Below are 22,100 nucleotides of genomic sequence, written 5' to 3' on the forward strand. Positions count from 1 at the left end.
CCCTTATGAAGCAGCAGCGGAATACCAAACAGCGCCAGCTGGTTTTGGATGCGGTTAGAGCGCGCTGCGACCATCCCAGTGCGGATCAGATTTATCTGGATGTTCGAGCCATCGACGATAAGATCAGCCGCGGTACTGTATATCGGAATCTGAACTTTCTGGCTCAAAACGGAGAACTCCTCCACGTAAAGGTATCCAACGCAGATCGCTTTGACTGCCGCCTGGATTTTCACTACCACTTGCTGTGTACCGAATGTGGTGCGGTGTGCGATGTGCCGTTATCCTATCATGCGGAATTGGATCAGCAATTGGCCGCAAAAACAGGTTATGTCATTGAGAGGCATCGCACGGTTTTTGAGGGACGTTGTCCGGGTTGTCAACATAAATCTGAGCACAGCTAAAACACAGACAAACCAAAACAATAAAATAGCGTTGTAAGGAAAATTCCTTACAACGCTATTTTCAGCTAGTGTCTAAACCCTGGATGATAAAAATTTGTTAATTTTAATGTCCATTGTTGGATCATATGACCAAATTTTTCCTTGTTCCTTTGATTTGAAATAAATCAATGTGTCCGGTCGAATAAACATGGGAAGAACCCATTGGCCCGAAGCATAATATGGTGTCAAGGCTGTGAGACTTGGGGCATTGAGATCATCTACAAGCGCTGCCGGGACAGGTAATTCGTCAGCTGACCATGTAACACCGCCATCAGCTGTCTGGCAGATTTCTGCCTTTTTAACATTTACACCGCTCTGCACGACAAACCCATTTTTGTCGTCCATAAAGTACATGCCGGTAACTGGGAAACCATGTATACCAGCAATGTTGGAGTCAAGCGCATGCCATGATTTTCCGCCGTCCGTTGTTTTGAAGAGTGCCAATGTATATTGTGTCCCCATTGTGGTTCCGGAGCCAATGATCAGAAAGCCCGTGTCCTTTGACGGAAAGTCCGCATAAAGGCTCAACAGCTTATCAACTTCATCCTTGCCTAAAAAGTCGGCATCGGCTACAGAGTGATCCGGGATCTGCCCGGTATGGATCGCATCGGAATCCTGCCAGGTCTTTCCGCCATCATCGCTGTATGTGATCACAATACTGTCGTCGTCAGGTGTCCGGACTACGGCTATTTTATTGGCAGATACGAAAATGCTGCTCGGCATGAAATCCACATGGGGGTTAAAGATGGTAGAAACATACTTTGGCGGAAAATCGGCCTTATCAGTTCCGATGTTAAAAGAAAGTTTCCCCTCAACATAAGTATAGGTGGAGTTCTGCATCTTTTTGAGTATGGCAGGTTCAATTTTCATAAAGGCGGCAGCAGCCTCATCCTGCTTTGCATCCGCACTTGCCGCCGCATTTGAGATGGCACCTGAAGCGCCGCCGTTTGACACACTACCCGTATTAAATCCGCAGCCCGACAGTAACCCTGTCCCTAGAAGTGCGGTAACAGCCAATATAATAACACTTCTTCCGTTCCGCTTTTTGCTCACGTAATGAATCCTCCTGCCAATAGATCTATGCTCATTTTAATAATAATTTTACAGGTATTCTCCTGTTGTTTGCTTATTATATCATACCATTTTCTACAGGTAAAAATCCAGCTAAAATCCGGCTTCTTCAAGGCTCTTTTGCATAAATGCAAAAGAGCAGTATTTGATTACATAAAATTACATTTTATCAAAATTATTCATATTTTATTGTTGCAAAAAGTATGTAAGGTTGTCTTTTTTTATTGAAGGGATAAAACAATAGAAAAACAAAACACTAACTTTATCTTAGCAGCCTCTCTTCACCTTCTTATGCCCACATATATCCATATATTTCTATATTTACCTTAATTTTACTCAATAACTGTCTTTTATTTATAAAAGGTTGGATTTACAAAATTGAAAATTTGTTAAGGCAAAGGATAAACTTGCATCCATTATATTTCGATAATCAAAAAATGTAGCAGGTATTACGGTCAAACTGTCGTAATGTCCTGCTTTTTTATTTTTATGGAGGTGACAATGATGCCGAAAAATTAAATTTTTCTTGCTCATATGTTTACAAATCCAAGCATCCCATCTCCTTACCACTTGAAAGGTGGGATGCATTATGACTATCAATATTATTGCAAAATCACAAGGTGGGGACGGCGATGCCACTTTAATGCTTGTGGAAAAGTTCAATCCATTGCTTAAGAAATACGCTTATAAGCTTTCTTATGATGATGCCTATAATGATCTCCTTACTGATTTTATCGAGCTGCTGCATAATATGCAGATCAAAAATATCCATAACAAAAGTGAAGGAAGCATGGTTTCCTACATATGCACTTCAGTTCACAGCAGTTATATAAAAAGATTGATAGAAGTCAAACGACTTGGGAAACTTCTGCTTTATTCAGACTTAAATGAAAATGAATTATATTATGTTGAATCCATATCCTCAACTAACGATGTATACAATTATGAATTATCGTTTATCCAAAAAATATTAACAAAACAAGAACTGGCAGTTATAAGTATGATTTATTTCACCGGTTACACAGTAACAGAAATCGCAAATTTCTATGGTACTTCAAGACAAGCTGTTAATCAGATGAAAAATAGAGCACTGAAAAAACTGCGTAACGCTTTTTCGGACAAGCTATAGGAGGACAGGCTTATGGACTCAGTGTTGGATAAGGCTAAAATAATCTTTGCGCTCTCGGGGGGAGTTTTCGGATGGCTCTTTGGCGCCTTTGACTCCCTTATATATGCTCTCATTGCTTTTGTCGCAATCGATTATATTACAGGAGTGCTGGTTGCGATTCATAATAGGACAGTATCCAGTGAGACAGGCTTTAAAGGTATCAGCAAAAAGGTTATGATATTTGCTCTGGTCGCCCTGGGCAATATTATTGATCAGAATATTATCAGCTCCGGAAGTTCTATCAGAACGATGATAATAATGTTTTATCTGTCCAACGAAGGTATCAGCATAATTGAGAATGCAGGCAATATAGGCCTGCCATTACCTCAAAAGCTTAAAACCATCATACGGCAGCTAAACAAAAGCGATGACAGTAAATAGTTAACAAGCATTAATAAAAGTTTGCAGGTATAGTTTACATTTCGCATAAATCTTTCTCTCTATCTTACAGAAGATGCTTCTAAGACGGCGCGCGACATTTTGGGGGTGCTTCAATAAATTTATGAAAGTAGGTAATAATTATGGCAGCAACTCCAGCTTGGCCTGTTTTACAGACAGGAAGTTCAGGAAAAAACGTGAGCGCTTTACAGTGCCTGCTGACTTTCCAAGGGTATTCTCTCACAATAGACGGAAGTTTTGGTTCAGGCACCCAGACCGCTGTAATCAACTTCCAAAGAAGTAAAAGCCTTTCGCCTGACGGCGTAGCAGGGCCGAACACTCTGTCGGCACTGATTGTCACAGTGCGGAATGGTACTAACAACTACGCAGCCAGAGCAGCACAGTATCTGTTAAGTAAGTTCGAAAGCATTACTGTGGACGGCGCATTCGGCAGCAACTCCACCTCCGTCACGGTAACTTTTCAGCAGAAGATGGGGATTTCGTCCGATGGTGTTGTCGGTCCGACCACCTGGCAGTATCTTTTCGGCTATAACGCTTATCCCGTTACACCGCCTTCCGGCACCGTTTACGCATCCAAATGCAGTGGAACGTCCACCCTTACCACGGCGCAAATGTTGGCAAATGCCCAATACATCAGCACCTATCTGCAAGGTCAGGGGTTTAGTAAACAGGCTGCCTGCGGTATGCTTGGCAATATCTACCATGAAAGCAGAGTTAATCCCGGTATATGGGAAGGCGGATACCTTGACAATCCCAGAGGAGGTTATGGTTTAGTCCAGTGGACATCGACGACTTATTCCTCTAATGGGGTACCCAGCCCATTTCTCGTCTATGCGGCTTCCATAGGCCTGATCAGCAATAAAACAGCCGTTGCAGAACTTGATTCACTGGCTACCAACAATCCCAAAAGACTTATGGATGCCGAATTGGACTGGCTGGTTCAAAGTATGAAGCCGGGTCAGGGTTATTTCTTCTACAGCTCGTCTTTTAATCATTCCGGGTATACAACAATGACCTATGATTCGTTCAGACTATCAACTCTTGATGCAGGTACGCTGGCCACTATTTTTCATGATTATTATGAAAGATCAGGTGACTCTGCGGCTGCAATAGCAGCAAACAGAGCAACTCCCGCCAGAAATTACTTCAACACGGGTGCGTTTTCTTAATTGAGTGATAACTTCTCAGCGAAGCAGGCTCCGGTTTGACCAGAGCCTGCTTCGCTAATTTTAGCAATTTCTCGTGAAGGACTAAAACTAGGACAGCTTTGTACCGATATTAACGTCAGTAAAATCATACCACGTTACATACGGTATTTTCTGCCATTGGCTGAAAGCCTCATTATATTCATCTTCGGTGGCGCTTTGATGATTAACAAAGTAGGATACGCTCATATTGTTTTCTGAATCGGTATTTGATTCGCTATAAGTAAATTTATCTATCGAGTACGTGTTTTTGTCAAAAGTAATTGTACAAATTCCAACGTCAGCCGCACCGCTGGAAGCTACAAATGTCCCGTCGGTCCTCAGATCGCCAAATTGTCTTGCAGAAAAAGTATAACCATAGACTATACCGTCCTGATAGCTTAAAACTTCAACGCCATAACTGTTGCCATTAACGTTAAGCGATAGAATTACCGCCGGTGTGCCTCCATGTCCTATATCGATAACTGCAAAATTTGCCACATCTGCGGTAACTTCCGGGCTGATTGCCTGGTTCAATTGGCTTATATTCAAATTTTTGTTGGCATCGGTGCTGAAGAACTCTGCCTTGTTTTGCAGCACCGACTGATACGCGCTCAACGGTGATTTACCCGGCAGCGTGACTTCAGCTGACGTTTCACTGCTGTCTGCCGGAGCGTCACCCGTGGTTATCTCAGCCGATGTACCTGACTGCGCAGGCGGCGGAATTCCGGCAGATGAAGCAGCAGATTGGCCGGAAGACGCTGCAGAATCGGCAAACGTGCCCGAAGCACCGCCGTTTTGTGAACAGGCGCTAAAAACCAGCAGCAGCGCAGACGATAACAGAATGGCTGCTGCTCTCCTAAAAAAATGTACATGTTTCATTTACAATCACTCCTATATTTAAAAGTCTGAATAAAAGCAATAATAATATCTTTCACTATACTTTAGACAACTAAGCATATCATTTGGTTCCATTTTTCTTATGTTTTGACCGGTTTATACAGTTGCTTTCCAAAATATTAACCCTGCAAGGATATTTGAATATGTAAAAGAACTACCATACGTTCATGTAAATAAAGACAACAATGCAGAGAAAATGCAACAACAAAAATAAAAATATTTTCATATTTTTTACTTTTGCCCTTCATGCCCCATAAAATATGGGTCAGGAGCAATGACAGGTTATTTATATTTTAATTAATGTAGTATGAATTATTTGTATATTTTTGTATAATTAGGGTTATGAACCCATTTAAGATATAATAAAAATAACAGAGGGGGGAGAATCAGACAATAAAGCCGGGAAATACTTCGATTTAAATAATCTATTTAGAAAAATCGGATAAATTGATGCAATTTTATGCTGTGAAAAGACTGGGGGTATAAACCAAATGATAGGATTATTAGCTGCAATCACGGAACTTGAAGAAAATGACAGGGCCTTCGTGCTCCATCTTTATAAGAATTATTATTGTCTTGCCCGAAAAATTATTTTTAGCATAACACATGATAATAAAGATATTGAAGACTTAATAAATGACGCGTTCATAAAACTTATCGAAAAAATTTCTTTAATACGCACATTTGATAGTTGCAAAACTACTACCTATGTTGTCTATACTGTTAGGAGCATTTCAATCAATTATATAAAACATAAAAAGGTTGAGAAAAAACACATATTTTACAGTGACGACATTGATATTGCAGTTGATCTGTCCAATCTTGAAAACGATTCAGGTTATGAGCTTGTTCGTCAGGAAGAATTGGATTTGTTGAGTGACGCTGTTTCAAAACTTCCTCAAAAGAAAAAGGACTTATTATATTTTAAATATGTACTCGAAATGAAAGATGAGGAAATAGCAAAAATTTTTGAAATTGCTCCTAACAGCATCCGGCAGTATTTGACGCGTGCCCGGCGGGATGCCAGGAAACTTATCCAAAGGGAGGAGAGCTATAATGCCAAATAACAATCCGGAAGGGATTAAGAAACTAAATGAAGTATATGAAAACTGTTTATTCTCGCTGGCGATGCATAACCTGGCCAGAGAAGACGGGAAAATATTCCTCGAGGAAAATACACAGCTTAAAATCGATCCCCATAACCTTCCGTCACCTGAAAACATGAAAAGATTTACCAGGTTACTGGATGAGCACTTACGGAACTTGAAAAAATCTCAAAAAGGCTCTCATATTTTAAGAATATTCAAGAGAACTGCTATTGCCTTAATGGCTGTAATAATATCCTTCTCCGCCATGATTGCCAGCGTTCATGCATTCCGGGTTCAAGTCCTGAATTTTCTGATAGGCATAGAGCCCAAGTATACATCACTTCAACTGAATGATAATAGCAATAATACTCAAGGTGCCGAGCAGTTAATTGTAAATTGGACAAATACCTATGTTCCCACATATATGCCTGATGGCTATGAAGTCGGCAGCATAACCTATACTGACTCTATTAAAAAACTGATATTTGAAAATTCAGATTATAATTCTATTATCACATATACTGAATACGATTCCACAAACACTATTGCAGTTGACACGGAAGGAGCTTCACTCATAGAAAAAGTAAATATAAACGGACAGGACGGAACACTCTCAATCAAGGATTCTGTGACTTCCATAGCATGGACAATGGATAATCATCTTTTTAGTATTCAAGGTCAAATAAATAAATCTGAAGCAGTAAAAATAGCTGAAGGTGTAAAATTCGTAAAATAAAATTTAAAAATACTGTTGCAAAATACCTCCCCGGTTGTCTTTGTATTATAGAGGACAACTACTTGAGGAGGTATTTACTGTTATGAAAAAAATTGTTATCACTGGTTTAACGGTATTCATGGTGTTCCTATTAGCAGTTCCTGCATTCGCGGCAGCTGGAAGCAGCCTGGGAACCAAAGCCGTAATGTCACCCCAATTCCAGCATATATGGCAAATGAGCGCAGGACTTGGTATTGACTCATCCGGGAAAGCACATTGTACAGGGTCGGCTGATGTTGCAAGCACCACATATAAAGCAAATTTGACTGTTTCATTACAAAAAAACACCAATGGTTCCTGGTCAACGGTTAAAATGTGGACAGGCAGTGCCGTAGGCCCAGGTTTGGTTGTTCAGGGTGATTATTATGTCACCGGCGGCACATACAGGGCATGCTCAACAGTTCAGGTCTATAGTTCTGCGGGTACTCTTATAGAAACGGAATCTCTTTATTCCGCTGAAAAAACCTATTGAGGAAATATTATTTTGTTTATTTGCCATTTTAAAATCACCTTTCCATTAATATAGCAGCTTGAAGCTCTATTTTAATGGAAAGGTGATTTTTTGTATAACTGCTGTTGAGCACCTGAATAGTGAAGAAGCTGTTAATCAAAGTTTTGCAAATATTAGTTTACAAATCCTGTAATACTCTCTCTTTATTGTATGAAGTGAGCGAATATTGACAGATGATACGGTTTAAAAGCTTGGACAACTATTAATCCGTTACGTCCAAATTATCTCTATCAATTAAAGCCTGCTCAAAATCTATTATAAAGAAAGGTGATATCTTTATGGGTTTCAAAGAATTAGTCAGTACTTATCAGAGCTTTTATACCAATTTTTCTGTAACCGGATCAACTTTACCAGCAGGAGCAACAATGCCAGAAACAATCAAACTGAGATTACCCTACTTTCAATCCCATGATGGAATTTATGGTGGCAAAAGCTCATATGCAGATATTCAAAACGCTATCAGAAATAAATATTTCAATACCCAAACCGGACATTGGAATAAATCAGCAGCCACCATACAATCCGAGATAAACTCCGCGCCTGACAGTGAAAAGAAAATTTATGGAATGGATTGTTCAGGCCTGGTCTATTTTGTGCTGAATGAATCCACAAAACCAAGTACCACTGATGATATGACAAAAGGCGCACTTTATTCTCAATTTAAGGTATCCTATGCAAACGGAGTATCCGCCAACAATCTTACAAGTACAAGCAACGGAGTACAAAAAACAAGGGCCCAGGATATGGTGGTTGGTTGTACAATGCGGTCTGATAATGGCGGACATGTGCTTGTCATTTATCAAGTTGATAAAAATTCCAGTGGAATTGTGACTAAAATCTATTACGCCCATTCTAATGGTTCCGATGGCCCGCATACCGGAACCATAACGATAGGAGATAGTACAAAAGATCTAAAAGATGCCAAACAGACCTGGAATGATATAGCATATACAGACTCAGTTGCAAAAAACTATTATAACTATACTATCTTGCTGAACAATCTGATTCCTTACGCTTCCTAGTACTAATTTCTATAGCTTGTTCATAAAGAATCAAGGGGGAGTCCCGCCCGGGACTTCCCCTTAACAAATTGGTTTTAACCGGAAGTAGGGGCAGCCTTCACAATTTTTACGACCGCATTGTTCTTATCCAATATGAAGATAATAGCCTCAAGACTGCCCCAATAATCGGTACCTTGATAAGAATTATTAAAAATATTATGATTGTCCACATAGAGGAAAGTATCCGCCAGGTCAACACCCTGCAAAAGGATGTCAAGCGAACGCAAATTCATTGATGTTATCTTGCTGATATTATATTCTTCCAGGCCGTATTTTTGGTAAGCCGCCACTACATCTTTTTTGCCGGAACCAACAGATATGCCTTCACTTGTGACATAATTCCCGTCTTTGTATACTGTTTGTAAAGCAGTCCAATCGCCGGACGGATATTGCAATTCAAATGTATCAAAGTCACGATAATAGACTATACGAAACGGCCCATTGGCATTTTGGCCGTTCGCGTAAACAAATGGAGTATCCTCGGCGTTATCATCGGATGGGTTTAAGCAGCGCATTGTCAAAAAATCCTTTGGATATGCAAGCATGCCGGCTTTGCGGCTTTGCAGGCCAAAATGGATGCTGACGTATATTATAAAAAGCAGAAATAAAAACAGGCCTGCAAAAAGCAAAAGCCGCCGATAGGTACCTACCTTCTTAAAACTTATTATAAAAACACCTCCCTTAATAAATCTTTTTTTCTTCACGCCTATCAGTTAAAGAAATACACAAAATATTTTAACAATCCTCACATTATAAAGACAACCAAGTAACCGAAACGCAACATTAAGTTGCAAAAAAGATATCCCTTTCCTTTATCAGCAAAAAAATCGTCAGGCGATTAAGGCACATTGAGGTCACATTGTCCTTTTATAATGGTCTTACAATAAGACCTGAAAGGATTTAAATTGTAATCCTTTACGGAATGGAGGAAACCAATGAGCCAGCAGCCGGGAGATTTCCTGCCTTATAGATAAAAAACTGAATGCCGCCAGTGAAGATTATTTGAAAGCTGTATATCATTTTTCTCAGAAGTCGGAATTTGTTCGCTCTGCCGATATCGCAGCCTTTCTTGGGGTCACAAAGCCAAGTGTGCATCATGCTATGGAAGTATTGCAGGAGGCAGGCCTTGTTATTAAACCCCTTTACGGCGAAATCTCACTGACGGAAGAAGGACACAGATTTGCAGAGGTTGTTGTATGTAAGCACAATCTTCTTAAAAAGCTGCTGATTTCTCTTCAGGTGGACGAAGAAACAGCAGAACAGGACGCTTGCCGTATGGAGCATATTGTAAGCGATGAAACGCTGTCACATTTGTTATACCATTTCAGGGGAGGACAGTGTTAGATAAAATATAGTAAATAGGAGAGAATAATGGAAAAGGAGAATTTCGTACTATCAGATTATATGGGCAGCAGAATCGGTAATGTGGTGAAAGGAGCAATTAAATCCTCCTTTACCAATCCAAAAGAAGCTGTCATTATTATGAAATACTTGATGACCAGCAAAAATGCAAAAATGAAAAGGGATAATTTTGAGAAAAACGGCGAACATATTCCGTCGTTTCTGATAGCCAGCATCACCAATAACTGCAATTTATATTGCAAGGGCTGTTATGCGAGGGCAAATCATTCCTGTGGCGAGCATATGGAAGACAGTCAAATGTCGGGCGAACAATGGAATAATATTTTTACGCAGGCGGAGGAACTTGGTGTGCTGTTTATTCTCCTTGCCGGGGGTGAGCCGCTGCTTCGCAGGGATGTTATAAAGCTGGCGGCAAAGCATGATAGACTGTTGTTTCCGGTCTTCACAAACGGAACCATGATAGATGAAGAATATCTGAAGCTGTTTGATAAAAAGCGGAATGTGGTACCTGTTTTGAGCATCGAGGGAGGACGGCAGCAGACCGATGACCGCCGTGGTGCCGGCACGTATGATACGCTCGTTGCACTGATGGACAGCCTGAAAGCAAAAGGCATTCTGTTTGGTGCCTCCGTTACCGTAACAACAGAAAACATTGGTACAGTTACGAGTACAGCCTTTGCCGAAATGCTCTTTTCCAGGGGCTGCCGGGCGCTGCTCTACGTGGAGTATGTACCGGTAGATAAGCAGACTAAACATCTTGCGCCCACGGCAGCAGACCGAGCGGTTCTTGAACAGTCAAAGGAAAGCTTGCGGTCGGCTTTTGACGAGATGATTTTTATCTCGTTTCCCGGTGATGAGCAATACGCAGGCGGCTGCCTTGCCGCCGGCAAAAGCTTCTTCCATGTCAACTCAAACAGCGGTGCAGAACCCTGTCCCTTTTCACCATATTCCGATATCAGCTTAAAGGAGCATAGCCTATTGGAATCAATACATTCCCAATTCTTCAGAAGGTTGAAAGACAGCGGACTGCTGGATGGAGAGCATGAAGGCGGCTGTCTCTTATTTGAACGTGAAGCCGAGTTAAAAAATTTGCTGGTGAGTTGTAAGAGTGTATGAAAAATAGTATGATTATAACAATTTAATGAAAATTATATTGAAGCAGCTTTATAATCATATACAGAAGGGAGGGCGGCCGATGTTCCGGATATTGGTGGTTGAAGATAATAAAAACCTTAGGACGCTCATGTCGGCACGCCTGAAACAAGCGGGATATCAGGCTTTTCAGGCGGAGGACGGAGAAAAGGCACTGGAGGTTCTTGACAGCGAGCAGATCGATCTCATTATAAGTGACATTATGATGCCGGGCATTGACGGGTACCAGTTGACAGAGATGCTTCGGCGTGCAAAATATGATATGCCGATTCTTATGGTCACCGCAAAGGAAAGCTTTGAAGACAAAGAAAAAGGCTTCCGGGTCGGGACAGACGATTATATGGTAAAGCCCATTAATATGAATGAAATGATCCTGCGGGTAGAAGCACTTCTGCGTCGTGCAAAAATTGCCAACGATCATAAAATTCAGATTGGGGATGTGGTGCTGGATTATGATACCCTTACCATCACTGCTCCGGATATGACCTGTGAACTGCCGAAAAAAGAATTTTATCTCTTGTTCAAATTATTGAGCTATCCCAAGAAGATTTTTACCCGCCAGCAGCTTATGGACGAAATCTGGGGTATGGACTCGGATGCCAATGACCGCACAGTTGACAGCCATATCAAAAAACTTCGGAAGAAATTTGAAAATCGGCCGGAATTTCAGATCATCACTATCCGCGGCCTGGGCTACAAGGCGGAGAGACTGCTATGATAAAGAAAATATCCCGTTCCATCCGGGCAAAATCTACACTGGTTGCACTGGTTATCCTCTGCTTTTCCTGTATCATTTCACTGGGGCTTGCCGCAGGATATTATATGCTATTTTTGAGTGACGGCCAGGAACTGACGCCAGGTACAGTGATTGGTTTGTCGCTGGGGGCAGTAACAGCTTGTGCCGTCATAGGCTTTATCCTTCTCTATTTTGCCGCTAAATTTATATCTGATCCGTTAATCCGCTTGAGCAAGGGAACCAAGGAGATTGCGAAGGGCAATTTTGAAGTTATAATTCATCACAAGAGCAGTGATGAGCTGGGAACACTGGCAGAAAACTTCACCCTAATGGCGGCAGAACTCAAAACAATGGAATATCTGCGGAAAGACTTTATGAGCAACGTCTCCCATGAATTCAAGACACCCATAGCAGCAATCCAAGGTTTTGTGGAAATGCTGCAGGACAGGAATCTATCGGATGAGGAATTCGGGCAATATACCAGCGTCATTATTGAAGAAACATGCCGATTAAATCGTTTGTGCTCCAATATGCTGAAAATGTCACGGCTGGACAATCAGGTAATTTATGATAAGTCAGCGTCATTTGCCTTAGATGAGCAGATACGCAAAGTAATTCTCCTTTTGGAAGAACAGTGGAGCAAAAAAAATTTGGATTTGGACATTTGTCTGGAGTCAGTTACCTATTGGGGTGATCCCGAGCTGCTACAGCAGCTGTGGATGAACCTGATTGAGAATGCAATCAAGTTCTCCGATGAATACGGAAGGATCACGATTTCAGCGAAGGAGGAAACCTCCAGGGAGATTATGGTCAAAATAGCAGATGAGGGAATGGGTATCTCTGAGGAAAATATCAGCCGGATTTTTGAAAAGTTTTATCAAGCAGACGCATCGCATACCCAGATGGGAAATGGCCTAGGTCTTGCCATTGCCAAACGGATAGTAGAGCTTTGCGGCGGGTCGATCCGGTGTGAAAGCAAGTCAGGTGTGGGTACCACTTTTACTGTAACCTTGCCTAAGTATGAGCTTAATCAATAAAAATTTAATAGAAAGGATGAATCCCATGGAAGAAAACATTTATGATTTTACCGTAAAGAATAACAAGGGCGAAACTGTGTCCCTGTCCCAATACAGAGGAAAGGTGCTGCTCGTTGTGAATACGGCGACCAAGTGCGGCTTAACACCGCAATATGAAGCACTGGAAGCTCTGTATCAAAAACACAAGGCGGAGGGCTTTGAGGTTCTTGACTTTCCCTGCAATCAATTTTTAGGGCAAGCGCCGGGGAAAGATGAAAAAATCGAGGAATTTTGTACGTTGAATTATCACACAACATTCCCCCGTTTTTCCAAAATTGATGTAAACGGAAAAAACGCCCATCCCCTTTTTATTTGGCTGAAAGAGCAGGTACCAGAGGATCAGGGTGATGAAAATACCAAGTCTTTTGAAAGCAAAGTCAAAGTATTAAAGCCTTTTGCAAAACCCGGAGATATAAAATGGAATTTTGGAAAATTTCTGATTGATAGAAATGGTAATATTAAAGCACGTTATTCCCCTGCTTACAAACCCGAACAGCTGGAAAATGACATAAAAGAACTGCTGTAACAAATTATACCATATGGATATCCGAAGGGGCCGCCACTGAATTTTAGTGCAGCGGCCCCACGATATGATATTGTACATATACCTCTGATTTAAAGTAACTTTCTTAACAACTTTTATTTTCCCAGATATATCATATCAGCAGATAGTTGTTGCTGCAGCATACCGGGGACTGGTTACTGATACACATGCAAAACAGCTTTATATACAAACTCCGCAAGTCCCGGTGTCTTTTTGTCCAATGCTTCCTTGTGAACCAAATATGCCTGTCCGATTTTACGAAAAGCTGTATCATCGCAGGGAATCCACATGTTTAACAACTCTCTGTATGCAGTAACCGCCTTTTTTGCCGCTGAACTTTCCGGGCCATCCACCATGGCTTCACGAAACTTTTGTATGACATCCCCGCAAAGAGAAATGAGCTTACCAAAATCCAAACTCATTATATTCGAGGCGTTTTTTATGAGAGATGCACGGCCCGGTAATATGCCGCTTTTAACTACCGGAAGAAAGAAATTGCTTTCCATTAACTCTCTGAGTTCGTTTGCATATGTTTTCTTCATTGTTTCAAGTCTATTTTTATCAAAATCTCTCAGCATTGAAATATCAAACTCATCATTTAATATACGGTCAACCGACAATATCATTTTTTGCAGTCCTGCCTGTTTTTCCAACAGAATTTGTTTATGCTGCCATATGATCTCTTTTTCCATTTCCTTTGGATTTTCAAGCAGCAGCCGAATGTCGTCAAGGGAAATACCAAGCTCTTTATAGAATAGAATGCTCCATAAGCGGCGCAAGCTCTCGTCATCATATTGGCGGTAGCCCGATTCTGTTACCGCGCTGGGCGGTAACAATCCGATTTCATCATAATATTGCAGGGTGCGGCGGCTTACGCCGGAGAGCTTGCAAACTTCATTTACACTTTTCATTGCCCTTCCCTCCTCAAAAAATATATAATCTTTTTGAAAACGCTTGACTCGAACGTAACGTGATAGATTATGCTTTATTATAAATAAAGAATGATATTTTGTAAAGTAAAAAGCTATAAACAAAAAACGCCGCATTATAAGGAGGATTTATTTACGATGAATAAAAATGAAAAAACCCCAAAACTTGAGCCAATTCCAAAGAGCATCATGAACATTGCCTGGATTTTAGTGCTTGGAGCAATTATGCCCCTGCTTGATTCAACAATGGTCAACATTGCAATAAAGCACTTGAGCAATGATTTCAGTATAGGACTTGATTTAATTCAATGGGTAATTACAGGTTATGTGTTAGCTATGGCAATTTCAGTACCGCTTGCAGGTTGGATGGTTCAGCGGTTCAACGGTAAATGGCTGATGATTGGTGCCAATATCTTATTCCTGGCTGCTTCGATTGCTTCGGGATTTGGTTGGAGTATCCAGTCATTGATTATTTTCCGGGTTGTTCAAGGTATCAGTGCCGGCTTTATTATGACACTGGTGACTACCTTGTGTGTTGAAACCGCCGGAAGGGAACGGATGGGACGTTTGATGTCGACTATTGGTATCCCGACGGTTCTGGGTCCCATCCTTGGCCCGGTTATTGGAGCCGTGATTGTCCAATTCCTGTCATGGCGTTATATTTTCTTTGTCAATGTTCCAATCGGTATCCTTGCCATCTCTCTGATGATTTGGAAGCTGCCTGACTTCACGCCGGCTAACGTTAAAGCCAAATTTGACTTCATTGGTATCATTTTATTGGGTGCCAGTTCTGCCGCCTTGATTTATGGGATTACTAAAGCAGCAAAGAATAGTACATTCAACAACAGCACGACTATTGGTTATGTTGCTGCCGGGGTGGTAATTTTAGCCATCTACGTGATTTATGCCGCTGTCAAAAAGAAACATGCAATTCTCCCATTGCACCTATTTAAGTTGAAAAATTTCAGTGCTGTCATGGTCGGCTTGTTCCTTGCAGGGATTGCCACCAACGGTCCAATGTTGTTGCTACCCTTGTTTTTCCAAAACATTAAGGGCTTCTCGGTTTTGAGCGCCGGATTGATCTTGATTCCGCAAGGTATCGGTATGTTAATTGCCCGCCCGTTGATTGGCAAGCTAACTGACAAATTGGGGGCGCGTAATGTCGTCCTGGTAAGTTTGACATTAGCCATCGTTGGCACCATTCCATTTGTATTCTTCAATGAGGCATCTTCACTCATTGCTGTGAGTATTGTCTTGTTTATCCGCGGTATAGGTATCGGTGGTATCGCTATTCCCATGATGACTGATGCGTACACCGGTATGGTCAACCAGGAAATTGCGCAGGCCAGTGTCGGAACCCGGCTGGTGCAAAATATTGGCGGTGCGTTTGGTTCAGCAGTGCTTGCAACGGTTGTCAGCCTTTCAATCCAGGGTAAAACACCAACCATTCCACTAATGACCACCGCTTACCACGATGGTTTCCTGTTAGCCCTGGCCCTTAGCCTGGTATTGCTCATTCCAGCTCTGTTCCTAACTAACAGGAAATCCAGGCAATGATATGTTTGGAGGAAAAATATCCCGACATTGCCCATCGTATGCATGCCTTGTTTTTTTATTTTCAAACGATGTATCATAAGACGCCAAAACCGCCGGATGGGTTGTATTTTATCAATCCATCCGGCGGCTGTATTAATGCCGGGACTATCTCATTTCAAAGGTTTTTGTCTCATATTTGTTTTTGTCCCAGATATTGTAGCCCCTGACAGTTATCTCCCGCGGCAATTTCTCCATCGCACCGATAGATGACTCCTGTACATAATGCACTCCGTCTTTGGTGTTGGTACCTCCGCCTACCGCCGCGCCGTCAGGTAAGCGGTTTCCGTCAGAGTCTAAAAATTCGAACTGTAATCCGGTACCGGTTGCGGCAAATTTCACCTCATCAATGACCGTATAGCTAATTTCGGCATAAACAGCCAATTCTGAAGCCTTTAACATAATATTGTCAATGCGGACACCACAGTTTACATATTCCGCCGGGGTAATGCTGGAGGCAAGTTCTCTGATACCTGTATTCTCCAGAGTGATGTTAAAGGAAGAGCGCTTGATGTTTTTCTGTAAAACTACCTCCCGGCCGTCCTGATTCTCAAATTCGGCGACAACGCACTTGAGCTCCAGATCCGTCTTGTCGGCATCGTCAATCAGACTGCCGTTTATCATATATGTGAAAGTTCCGTCCTGTTGGAGGAGATATGCGAGTCCGGCTCCATTGACGCCGCTGACGCCAACGTTAGTCTGTATCATCTTTTGTCCGTTGGCTTTGGCGTAGTCGGCAATTGTGCCAGTCCTGCCGCTGAAAACCGGGCCCATGTTACCCACAGGGTCTTGAGGATAGACGTCGGGCCCCATCAGCAAATACTCATGGCTGGCCGGCTTTACATCGACGATGATGTAGAAGTTATGCCCGTCGAATGCGGCTTCTCGTACCGAAAAGGATGCAAAATCCATCGGCTCGGCAGCCTGGGGCACGTTTGTCTGTATAATCCCGCTGGCTTGCGGTAAAACGGCCGTACCATTTTTTCTTTGGTGGAGAAAATCGAGCACGCCCCAGGTATTGGTCGCCGCCAATGCCACTCCGGTCAAGAGTATGCTGATGATGGCCGCGGCCATAAAGCACAGTTTCTTATTAATTACAGGCCGTTTGACCTGTTTTTTCTCTATGTCGGCAAGGATATGATACACATTATCCACAAAGCCGTTATCCGCCTTTCCAAAGGCATTACCAAGATCTTTCATATTTTGCATGGTTTGTATAACCCTCCCCGGTCAATGATTTTTTCAGTTCGGCTCTGCCGCGATTCATTCGCGATTTTACAGTACCCTGCGGCAAGCGCAGTATATCCGCGATCTCGCTTACGGTAAATCCCTCCATGTAATGCAGTATAATGGGCAAACGCAGCTTCTCGTCCAGAATGAGAAGCGCGTCATGCAATTCATAATCCGCATCGGCTGGCGCGGCACGTTCCGGCATTTCATCCAGCGGTACTTCGCGCCACCGTTTTCTCTGAATATTGCGGCACTCGTTAATAAGTATCCTGATAACCCATGTCTGCATATAGCGCGGCTCTTTTAACTGGCTGCGTTTTTGCCAGGCCTTTAACAGACATTCCTGCACCGCCTCATTACGGTCGCAGCTTTGTGATAACTGCGAATAACTGACACGATACAGCGTTTGCATCATATTAATTATTTGTTGTGAAAACTCTTCACTTGTCAATGTGTGTCCCCCTCACTGCTATTTTGACCGGTCATAGATTAGACGGATCAGATATGCCTTTGGTTCTCGTGATTTTTAGGGCATCCCGAATAAAAAGTTTTTCGCCGCGTGTCTTGAGAATAAAAAAATGCCATCAGGACTCAGTGGTTTCTTGATGGCATCTCTGTATTTTTTATCCTCGGAACTCAATTAATTCGCCATCAGGGCCCTGAAAAACAACTCTTTTCCAGCCGGTTTCCTGTGGTGTTCTGGGCTCGGGGATATGTGGTTCAGCTACGACTGGAATCCCTGCGCTTTTGAGCTTTTGATAATCCGAATCAAAATCATCGCTGATCAGACAGAAATGATACCCCTTATTCTCCTTTTCCTGTGTCCAATGTTCAAACTCCAGCACAGTATCGCCCAATTGAAGATACACAACCTTTTCGAGGTCCGGTATCCCGGGAACACCGTGTTCAAAATATTTTTTGAACCCAAAGTTTTTTTCATAAAAGTCAATCGACTTTTGTCTGTCTTTTACAGAAAATGCAACATGGTCAATTCGTGTAAACATTAATCAATACCTCCTGTATTCAATCTTGAATTTTTATAAATATGGTTTAATCCTTTTTTGAAATGTCAATTTTAATCTGTAACACAACCCAATTGTTGGAACTGGTATTTTTAAACCCATGTGTCTCACCATTAGGTGAGAAAATTATATCTTTTTCTTTCAAAAGCATTTCTTCACTGTTTATCGTGATTGTACCTTCACCGGAAATTACATAAAAGACTTCATCGATATCAGAATGCTTATGATCAGGTGTCGTTTGACCCGGGGCATAAAGCAAAAGTCCTGTATCCACCCGGTCTTCCTTGAATATTGCCTTGCGCGCGCTTTTTTCAGTTGCAAAATCAAGAATATCATCAATATTAATTTTATTCATTACTTATTACCCCCATCTTTTTGAAATTTAAAATTAGTGTTCAGCTATCATTAATAATTTAACCCAAATCTGCTGATTTAAAAGTCATTGTTATATACTCACTATAATAGTGTTACAATCTATTTGCAAGAAGGCACTATTTTGTGCTATACTAACCAAATAGTAAGTATTGAGTAATAATTAGCGGGAGTGATAATAATGCCATGTGATAAAGCATGCCCCATTGAGCATACAGTCAACTTGATCGGGCACAAATGGAAGGTGCTTATTCTAAGAAATCTATTTAATAATGGTACGCAAAGATTCAGTGATCTCAGTAAAGGTATCAGCAGAATAAGCCAGAAGATGCTGACACAACAGCTTCGGCAGCTGGAGGCAGATGGGATAATCCATAGAAAAGTTTATCCCGAGGTACCGCCAAAGGTCGAATACTCTCTTACGGTGCTTGGAATGTCCTTAAAACCGATTTTGGATGAAATGAATCGTTGGGGAATAGAACATCTAAAACAAAATAATCTGGACCAGCAAAATAACATCTTTTAAACAACTCAAAAAACGGCTGAGAAGCACATTTTCTCAATCCGTTTTTTGCTCATATTTGCTTTTAAACCATAACATATAATTGGCAGCCTACTTATTTGCTATTCTGATCACAATTCGTCATCAGAGTTATCGTCTCCACTATTAGAGATGTATCTATAAAATTTATATGATTTGGAAAATCAGCCGCATCACCGCATGTCATCCATTACCATGCCTCCAAAAATCTGACTTATGGCAATTTTTTGTTCCATAGCTACCCCATACTCCTGCTTTTTTAGTTTGATCTTTTCAGATCTTCCAATAGTGAAAGTCCGATTTTCTGATCCAAATCAATTCCCAACCTGTAATTGGCCAGAACCACCGCTGCAGCCTTTTTTTCTTTATCGATCACCAGAAATGAACTAAAGCATCCTGTCCCCCCACCGTGCATTATAATATTGTTATTGTTTCTATGCAGCCACCAGGCCAGACCCATGTCATATTTTTTTGAAGCATTTGCGTGCTTTTTATGGCAAAGCTGCAAATATGGTTTTTCTTCAAACATATTCAACCAGGCGTATTTCAACAGGTCCTCCGCCGTTGAGCTTATGGCTCCTGCCGGGGCTACCAGGTTTTTTTCATCCCAGCACCAATTTCCGCATTCCACATTTTTAGCATTGAAACCATGTAGATTTTTATCACTGAATGTACCCAGATAAGTATTCTCCAAACCAAGTTCATTTAACAGGAAATCATTCATTGTATCCCAGTAAGCTTTGCCTGAAACCGTTCCAATTGCATACCCCAGCAGTGACAATCCGAAATTCGAATATTTCCATTTATAATCGGCATCTTCCAGCTTGCTTTTTTTTACTAACATGCTCATTTTGTCCAGATCCATATTCAAAGGATTTACTTTTTGAATCTTCCCCGTAAATATTAAATCCAGGTATAAACCTATATATTCCCGATTATTTAATGGAAATGCAGATGAATAGCCAGATGTATGGGTAGCAATTCTATGCAGTGTAGGGAAGTATTGTTCTGTATCAAGGCCCGGAATATACTTTTTGATCGAATCATTCAATGACATCTTGTTTTCAAATACAAATTTGGATAATAATGATGCTGTAAATGTTTTTGTGATAGATCCAATTTCATATGTGTATGCTGGCCCAGGAGCTATCTCACCGGATTCGTCATATACTTTTAACATCGTATCCTTCCCTTCAAGAAGGCCGATTGTCAGCTTTATATACTTTTTCCCTTTACAGGATCTTTTTATTAAATTCAATGTTTCCGAATCAATTTGATACATATTACCCTCCTCATTTTTGACCATTTCGTCTTTTTCTGAATTCTTCCAACACCCTTAGCTGAAGATTGGAATGATCACCTTCAAGGCGGCCGCTTGCATCTTCTTCAAATCCATCGTGCTCTTCACCATCAAAACTGTAAACCTTCTTCAATAAATACCATAATGTATCGAGTTCGTGCTCAGCAAAGTTCTTAAAAACCTCTGACATGAAAATCACACCGGTTTCGGTGGATTTTAAAATAGCTTGCATGCCGGATTCGGTGACTTTTATATTGATTGCCCGCTTATCCCGCTCACTGGCTGATATAATAATATACCCCTTCTTTTCAATTGCGGCAATCAATTGATTTGCATTTTGCTTGGTCGTCCCCAGTTTTTTAGCGATATTTTTTACCGTTGTTTCCTCTGGCGGGAGATGGAAAACGGCCAATATTGCCATATACTGTCTTGACGTAAGGCCTTTATAATATTTATCATCCTGAGCTTCAAGCTTGTTTGCAACAGCCATCAAGGTTGCATATGCCTGCTGCATTAAAAACAGTTCTCTTAGTTCTTTAGAGTAATCCATAGCGTGCCCCTTACTATAATTAGTCAATATATTGTCTAGTTATAGTTAAACATCTTTCCGCCATATTGTCAATACATTGACTAATAATCATTAATTTAAGAGAAATTCTGAATGTCCTCAACAAACATGGATGGATGTGATGTTTTAAAATAGTATATATTATTTGCCGGCAGCTTTTCTTTCCGGTTTCTTGCCAACTCAGTGAAATAGTGGATTGGAAATGAGCTAACCGCAAATAAGGCTCTGTTGGAAAGGTTTGTCTGTGTGCCGCCCGCAATTGCTGCTCCATTTTTATAGAGCGCTGCCGAGCCGTCTGATAGCCTGTAGGTAAACTGCTGTACCTGATTGTTTACCATGGTGTTGGCAGCTGTTACAAATCTGGTATTTGTGTCGGTACCAGCATATACAGTACCATTTGCAGAGCTGTGGAAGTTAAACTGTCCCCATGCCCCCGAAGCCCCCATGGACTGGTTGTAATCTGCAAGCGCTGCGGGCTTCATTACTGTGAATATCGTACAGTTGGAGTAATTTCCGGTTACACCGGCAGCCGTAAAAAGGTCATCAATTCCGTCAAACTGTATTGCAGGCATGCCGTTTATTGCATTCTGCACAAACACCGGCTTATTTGCCTGAGCGCTCTGTGCCGCATTAAAGCCGTTGCCGGACTGGTCAGCCCACTTGTCAACGAAATTATTGCTGTCACGAGCTACCGAGGGATTTGCCTTAAGCCACAGTGACAATCCGTTCAACGGCGGTGACATGATCTGTGAAATGCTCCGGCTGTTTGAGTAAACCCTGAACTTATATATGCTGCCGCCCCGTTATAGCTTGAGTCGGTTACGCATATGTACCGTCCATGAGGTAAACATATATGTCGCCTGTCATGCTGCTGTTAATTGTACGAACTGTATCACGTGCTTTTTCTATTGTCTTGAACGGAGCAGACTGCGTTCCTGAGTTACTATCATTGCCTGAAGGTGATACGTAGAAAGTTGTCTGTGCAGCCGCCATAACCTGCGGTATCGGACCTTGTACAAAAATACTGGTAAACAGAAAACAAATTGAAGTGATAATTCCCAATTTCCTCTTCATAAAC

At 41.5% G+C, this 22,100-nt stretch carries 27 protein-coding genes; 15 read left to right on the plus strand and 12 right to left on the minus strand.

Annotation, left to right across the window (positions count from 1 at the left end; all coding sequences use genetic code 11):
* The first annotated feature begins 5 nt into the window (after positions 1-5).
* Complete coding sequence (locus tag CTER_RS08035) at positions 6-401, plus strand: Fur family transcriptional regulator (RefSeq protein WP_004624804.1); 396 nt, start codon at positions 6-8, stop codon at positions 399-401.
* A gap of 72 nt (positions 402-473) precedes the next feature.
* On the opposite strand, the gene CTER_RS08040 is transcribed toward CTER_RS08035, so the two are convergent.
* On the minus strand, positions 474-1,493 hold the full coding sequence (locus CTER_RS08040; protein ID WP_004624786.1) for a WD40/YVTN/BNR-like repeat-containing protein: 1,020 nt from the start codon (positions 1,491-1,493) through the stop codon (positions 474-476).
* A 607-nt stretch (positions 1,494-2,100) separates the two neighbouring features.
* Between CTER_RS08040 and CTER_RS08045 the strand changes: the two genes are divergently transcribed.
* From CTER_RS08045 to CTER_RS26830, 3 genes are all read left to right on the plus strand, one after another.
* Complete coding sequence (locus CTER_RS08045; protein ID WP_004624941.1) at positions 2,101-2,640, plus strand: sigma-70 family RNA polymerase sigma factor; 540 nt, start codon at positions 2,101-2,103, stop codon at positions 2,638-2,640.
* A 12-nt stretch (positions 2,641-2,652) separates the two neighbouring features.
* Entirely contained in the window at positions 2,653-3,060 is a 408-nt protein-coding gene (locus CTER_RS08050) for a phage holin family protein (RefSeq protein ID WP_004625056.1), read from the plus strand.
* Positions 3,061-3,200: 140 nt separating this feature from the next.
* Positions 3,201-4,247, plus strand: a complete 1,047-nt coding sequence (locus CTER_RS26830; protein ID WP_004624798.1) for a phage tail tip lysozyme — start codon at positions 3,201-3,203, stop codon at positions 4,245-4,247.
* Positions 4,248-4,334: 87 nt separating this feature from the next.
* Here the strand turns inward: CTER_RS26830 and CTER_RS08060 are convergent, their stop codons facing one another.
* Positions 4,335-5,144, minus strand: a complete 810-nt coding sequence (locus CTER_RS08060) for a hypothetical protein (RefSeq protein ID WP_004624990.1) — start codon at positions 5,142-5,144, stop codon at positions 4,335-4,337.
* A gap of 509 nt (positions 5,145-5,653) precedes the next feature.
* Between CTER_RS08060 and CTER_RS08065 the strand changes: the two genes are divergently transcribed.
* The 4 genes from CTER_RS08065 (at position 5,654) to CTER_RS08080 (ending at position 8,558) form a co-directional block, all read left to right on the plus strand.
* On the plus strand, positions 5,654-6,229 hold the full coding sequence (locus CTER_RS08065) for an RNA polymerase sigma factor (RefSeq protein WP_004624950.1): 576 nt from the start codon (positions 5,654-5,656) through the stop codon (positions 6,227-6,229).
* Positions 6,219-6,986 carry a DUF4367 domain-containing protein gene (locus CTER_RS08070; protein WP_004624763.1) on the plus strand — a complete coding sequence of 256 codons (768 nt, stop codon included), beginning with the start codon at positions 6,219-6,221 and terminating at the stop codon, positions 6,984-6,986. Before CTER_RS08065 ends, CTER_RS08070 begins: the two co-directional genes overlap by 11 nt.
* 82 nt (positions 6,987-7,068) lie before the next feature.
* Positions 7,069-7,497 carry a hypothetical protein gene (locus CTER_RS08075; protein WP_004625040.1) on the plus strand — a complete coding sequence of 143 codons (429 nt, stop codon included), beginning with the start codon at positions 7,069-7,071 and terminating at the stop codon, positions 7,495-7,497.
* Positions 7,498-7,901: 404 nt separating this feature from the next.
* Positions 7,902-8,558 (plus strand): hypothetical protein, encoded by a 657-nt coding sequence (locus CTER_RS08080; RefSeq protein WP_131469392.1) that lies wholly within the window; start codon positions 7,902-7,904, stop codon positions 8,556-8,558.
* A 74-nt stretch (positions 8,559-8,632) separates the two neighbouring features.
* On the opposite strand, the gene CTER_RS08085 is transcribed toward CTER_RS08080, so the two are convergent.
* On the minus strand, positions 8,633-9,112 hold the full coding sequence (locus CTER_RS08085; RefSeq protein ID WP_165585952.1) for a hypothetical protein: 480 nt from the start codon (positions 9,110-9,112) through the stop codon (positions 8,633-8,635).
* A 463-nt stretch (positions 9,113-9,575) separates the two neighbouring features.
* On the opposite strand from CTER_RS08085, the gene CTER_RS08090 reads away from it, so the two are divergent.
* The 5 genes from CTER_RS08090 to CTER_RS08110 all read left to right on the plus strand — a co-directional run bounded on the left by CTER_RS08090 (position 9,576) and on the right by CTER_RS08110 (position 13,449).
* A complete protein-coding gene (locus tag CTER_RS08090) occupies positions 9,576-9,941 on the plus strand; it encodes a metal-dependent transcriptional regulator (RefSeq protein ID WP_278245909.1) in 366 nt (121 codons plus the stop codon).
* Positions 9,942-9,968: 27 nt separating this feature from the next.
* Entirely contained in the window at positions 9,969-11,075 is a 1,107-nt protein-coding gene (locus CTER_RS08095) for a radical SAM/SPASM domain-containing protein (RefSeq protein WP_004625028.1), read from the plus strand.
* A 79-nt stretch (positions 11,076-11,154) separates the two neighbouring features.
* Positions 11,155-11,829 carry a response regulator transcription factor gene (locus CTER_RS08100; RefSeq protein ID WP_004624933.1) on the plus strand — a complete coding sequence of 225 codons (675 nt, stop codon included), beginning with the start codon at positions 11,155-11,157 and terminating at the stop codon, positions 11,827-11,829.
* Positions 11,826-12,884 carry a HAMP domain-containing sensor histidine kinase gene (locus CTER_RS08105; RefSeq protein ID WP_004624913.1) on the plus strand — a complete coding sequence of 353 codons (1,059 nt, stop codon included), beginning with the start codon at positions 11,826-11,828 and terminating at the stop codon, positions 12,882-12,884. Before CTER_RS08100 ends, CTER_RS08105 begins: the two co-directional genes overlap by 4 nt.
* A 25-nt stretch (positions 12,885-12,909) precedes the next feature.
* Complete coding sequence (locus tag CTER_RS08110; protein WP_004624838.1) at positions 12,910-13,449, plus strand: glutathione peroxidase; 540 nt, start codon at positions 12,910-12,912, stop codon at positions 13,447-13,449.
* Positions 13,450-13,622: 173 nt separating this feature from the next.
* Here CTER_RS08110 and CTER_RS08115 read toward each other — a convergent pair whose 3' ends face one another.
* Positions 13,623-14,378, minus strand: a complete 756-nt coding sequence (locus tag CTER_RS08115) for a MerR family transcriptional regulator (protein WP_004624863.1) — start codon at positions 14,376-14,378, stop codon at positions 13,623-13,625.
* Positions 14,379-14,534: 156 nt separating this feature from the next.
* Between CTER_RS08115 and CTER_RS08120 the strand changes: the two genes are divergently transcribed.
* Entirely contained in the window at positions 14,535-15,953 is a 1,419-nt protein-coding gene (locus tag CTER_RS08120; RefSeq protein WP_004624744.1) for an MDR family MFS transporter, read from the plus strand.
* Positions 15,954-16,097: 144 nt separating this feature from the next.
* On the opposite strand, the gene CTER_RS08125 is transcribed toward CTER_RS08120, so the two are convergent.
* The 4 genes from CTER_RS08125 to CTER_RS08140 all read right to left on the minus strand — a co-directional run bounded on the left by CTER_RS08125 (position 16,098) and on the right by CTER_RS08140 (position 18,596).
* Positions 16,098-17,198, minus strand: coding sequence for a hypothetical protein (locus CTER_RS08125; RefSeq protein WP_004625041.1), 1,101 nt, complete (start codon positions 17,196-17,198; stop codon positions 16,098-16,100).
* On the minus strand, positions 17,173-17,670 hold the full coding sequence (locus CTER_RS08130) for an RNA polymerase sigma factor (protein WP_004624944.1): 498 nt from the start codon (positions 17,668-17,670) through the stop codon (positions 17,173-17,175). The genes CTER_RS08125 and CTER_RS08130 overlap by 26 nt, the downstream gene beginning before the upstream one ends.
* Positions 17,671-17,842: 172 nt before the next feature.
* Positions 17,843-18,223, minus strand: a complete 381-nt coding sequence (locus CTER_RS08135; protein ID WP_004624874.1) for a VOC family protein — start codon at positions 18,221-18,223, stop codon at positions 17,843-17,845.
* A gap of 46 nt (positions 18,224-18,269) precedes the next feature.
* On the minus strand, positions 18,270-18,596 hold the full coding sequence (locus CTER_RS08140; RefSeq protein WP_004625073.1) for a cupin domain-containing protein: 327 nt from the start codon (positions 18,594-18,596) through the stop codon (positions 18,270-18,272).
* A gap of 198 nt (positions 18,597-18,794) precedes the next feature.
* On the opposite strand from CTER_RS08140, the gene CTER_RS08145 reads away from it, so the two are divergent.
* Entirely contained in the window at positions 18,795-19,139 is a 345-nt protein-coding gene (locus tag CTER_RS08145; protein WP_004624749.1) for a winged helix-turn-helix transcriptional regulator, read from the plus strand.
* A gap of 274 nt (positions 19,140-19,413) precedes the next feature.
* Here the strand turns inward: CTER_RS08145 and CTER_RS08150 are convergent, their stop codons facing one another.
* The 4 genes from CTER_RS08150 to CTER_RS28550 all read right to left on the minus strand — a co-directional run bounded on the left by CTER_RS08150 (position 19,414) and on the right by CTER_RS28550 (position 22,096).
* Positions 19,414-20,436, minus strand: coding sequence for a serine hydrolase domain-containing protein (locus tag CTER_RS08150; protein ID WP_004624930.1), 1,023 nt, complete (start codon positions 20,434-20,436; stop codon positions 19,414-19,416).
* Positions 20,437-20,446: 10 nt separating this feature from the next.
* Positions 20,447-21,004, minus strand: a complete 558-nt coding sequence (locus CTER_RS08155; protein ID WP_004624828.1) for a MarR family winged helix-turn-helix transcriptional regulator — start codon at positions 21,002-21,004, stop codon at positions 20,447-20,449.
* Between the two features lie 95 nt (positions 21,005-21,099).
* Positions 21,100-21,765 carry a hypothetical protein gene (locus CTER_RS08160; protein ID WP_004624832.1) on the minus strand — a complete coding sequence of 222 codons (666 nt, stop codon included), beginning with the start codon at positions 21,763-21,765 and terminating at the stop codon, positions 21,100-21,102.
* Between the two features lie 76 nt (positions 21,766-21,841).
* On the minus strand, positions 21,842-22,096 hold the full coding sequence (locus CTER_RS28550; RefSeq protein WP_004624818.1) for a right-handed parallel beta-helix repeat-containing protein: 255 nt from the start codon (positions 22,094-22,096) through the stop codon (positions 21,842-21,844).
* Between the last annotated feature and the right edge of the window lie 4 nt (positions 22,097-22,100).

The organism is Ruminiclostridium cellobioparum subsp. termitidis CT1112, from assembly GCF_000350485.1.
GTDB lineage: Bacteria > Bacillota > Clostridia > Acetivibrionales > DSM-1351 > Ruminiclostridium > Ruminiclostridium termitidis.

What these genes read in the sequence shown, in the direction of transcription:
- CTER_RS08035 (WP_004624804.1), top strand. Translation starts at nt 6, where the DNA reads ATGAAGCAGCAGCGGAATACCAAACAGCGCCAGCTGGTTTTGGATGCG.
- CTER_RS08045 (WP_004624941.1), top strand. Translation starts at nt 2,101, where the DNA reads ATGACTATCAATATTATTGCAAAATCACAAGGTGGGGACGGCGATGCC.
- CTER_RS08050 (WP_004625056.1), top strand. Translation starts at nt 2,653, where the DNA reads ATGGACTCAGTGTTGGATAAGGCTAAAATAATCTTTGCGCTCTCGGGG.
- CTER_RS26830 (WP_004624798.1), top strand. Translation starts at nt 3,201, where the DNA reads ATGGCAGCAACTCCAGCTTGGCCTGTTTTACAGACAGGAAGTTCAGGA.
- CTER_RS08060 (WP_004624990.1), bottom strand. Translation starts at nt 5,144, where the DNA reads ATGAAACATGTACATTTTTTTAGGAGAGCAGCAGCCATTCTGTTATCG.
- CTER_RS08065 (WP_004624950.1), top strand. Translation starts at nt 5,654, where the DNA reads ATGATAGGATTATTAGCTGCAATCACGGAACTTGAAGAAAATGACAGG.
- CTER_RS08070 (WP_004624763.1), top strand. Translation starts at nt 6,219, where the DNA reads ATGCCAAATAACAATCCGGAAGGGATTAAGAAACTAAATGAAGTATAT.
- CTER_RS08075 (WP_004625040.1), top strand. Translation starts at nt 7,069, where the DNA reads ATGAAAAAAATTGTTATCACTGGTTTAACGGTATTCATGGTGTTCCTA.
- CTER_RS08080 (WP_131469392.1), top strand. Translation starts at nt 7,902, where the DNA reads ATGCCAGAAACAATCAAACTGAGATTACCCTACTTTCAATCCCATGAT.
- CTER_RS08085 (WP_165585952.1), bottom strand. Translation starts at nt 9,112, where the DNA reads ATGCGCTGCTTAAACCCATCCGATGATAACGCCGAGGATACTCCATTT.
- CTER_RS08095 (WP_004625028.1), top strand. Translation starts at nt 9,969, where the DNA reads ATGGAAAAGGAGAATTTCGTACTATCAGATTATATGGGCAGCAGAATC.
- CTER_RS08100 (WP_004624933.1), top strand. Translation starts at nt 11,155, where the DNA reads ATGTTCCGGATATTGGTGGTTGAAGATAATAAAAACCTTAGGACGCTC.
- CTER_RS08105 (WP_004624913.1), top strand. Translation starts at nt 11,826, where the DNA reads ATGATAAAGAAAATATCCCGTTCCATCCGGGCAAAATCTACACTGGTT.
- CTER_RS08110 (WP_004624838.1), top strand. Translation starts at nt 12,910, where the DNA reads ATGGAAGAAAACATTTATGATTTTACCGTAAAGAATAACAAGGGCGAA.
- CTER_RS08115 (WP_004624863.1), bottom strand. Translation starts at nt 14,378, where the DNA reads ATGAAAAGTGTAAATGAAGTTTGCAAGCTCTCCGGCGTAAGCCGCCGC.
- CTER_RS08120 (WP_004624744.1), top strand. Translation starts at nt 14,535, where the DNA reads ATGAATAAAAATGAAAAAACCCCAAAACTTGAGCCAATTCCAAAGAGC.
- CTER_RS08125 (WP_004625041.1), bottom strand. Translation starts at nt 17,198, where the DNA reads ATGCAAAATATGAAAGATCTTGGTAATGCCTTTGGAAAGGCGGATAAC.
- CTER_RS08135 (WP_004624874.1), bottom strand. Translation starts at nt 18,223, where the DNA reads ATGTTTACACGAATTGACCATGTTGCATTTTCTGTAAAAGACAGACAA.
- CTER_RS08140 (WP_004625073.1), bottom strand. Translation starts at nt 18,596, where the DNA reads ATGAATAAAATTAATATTGATGATATTCTTGATTTTGCAACTGAAAAA.
- CTER_RS08145 (WP_004624749.1), top strand. Translation starts at nt 18,795, where the DNA reads ATGCCATGTGATAAAGCATGCCCCATTGAGCATACAGTCAACTTGATC.
- CTER_RS08150 (WP_004624930.1), bottom strand. Translation starts at nt 20,436, where the DNA reads ATGTATCAAATTGATTCGGAAACATTGAATTTAATAAAAAGATCCTGT.
- CTER_RS08155 (WP_004624828.1), bottom strand. Translation starts at nt 21,004, where the DNA reads ATGGATTACTCTAAAGAACTAAGAGAACTGTTTTTAATGCAGCAGGCA.
- CTER_RS08160 (WP_004624832.1), bottom strand. Translation starts at nt 21,765, where the DNA reads ATGTCACCGCCGTTGAACGGATTGTCACTGTGGCTTAAGGCAAATCCC.
- CTER_RS28550 (WP_004624818.1), bottom strand. Translation starts at nt 22,096, where the DNA reads ATGAAGAGGAAATTGGGAATTATCACTTCAATTTGTTTTCTGTTTACC.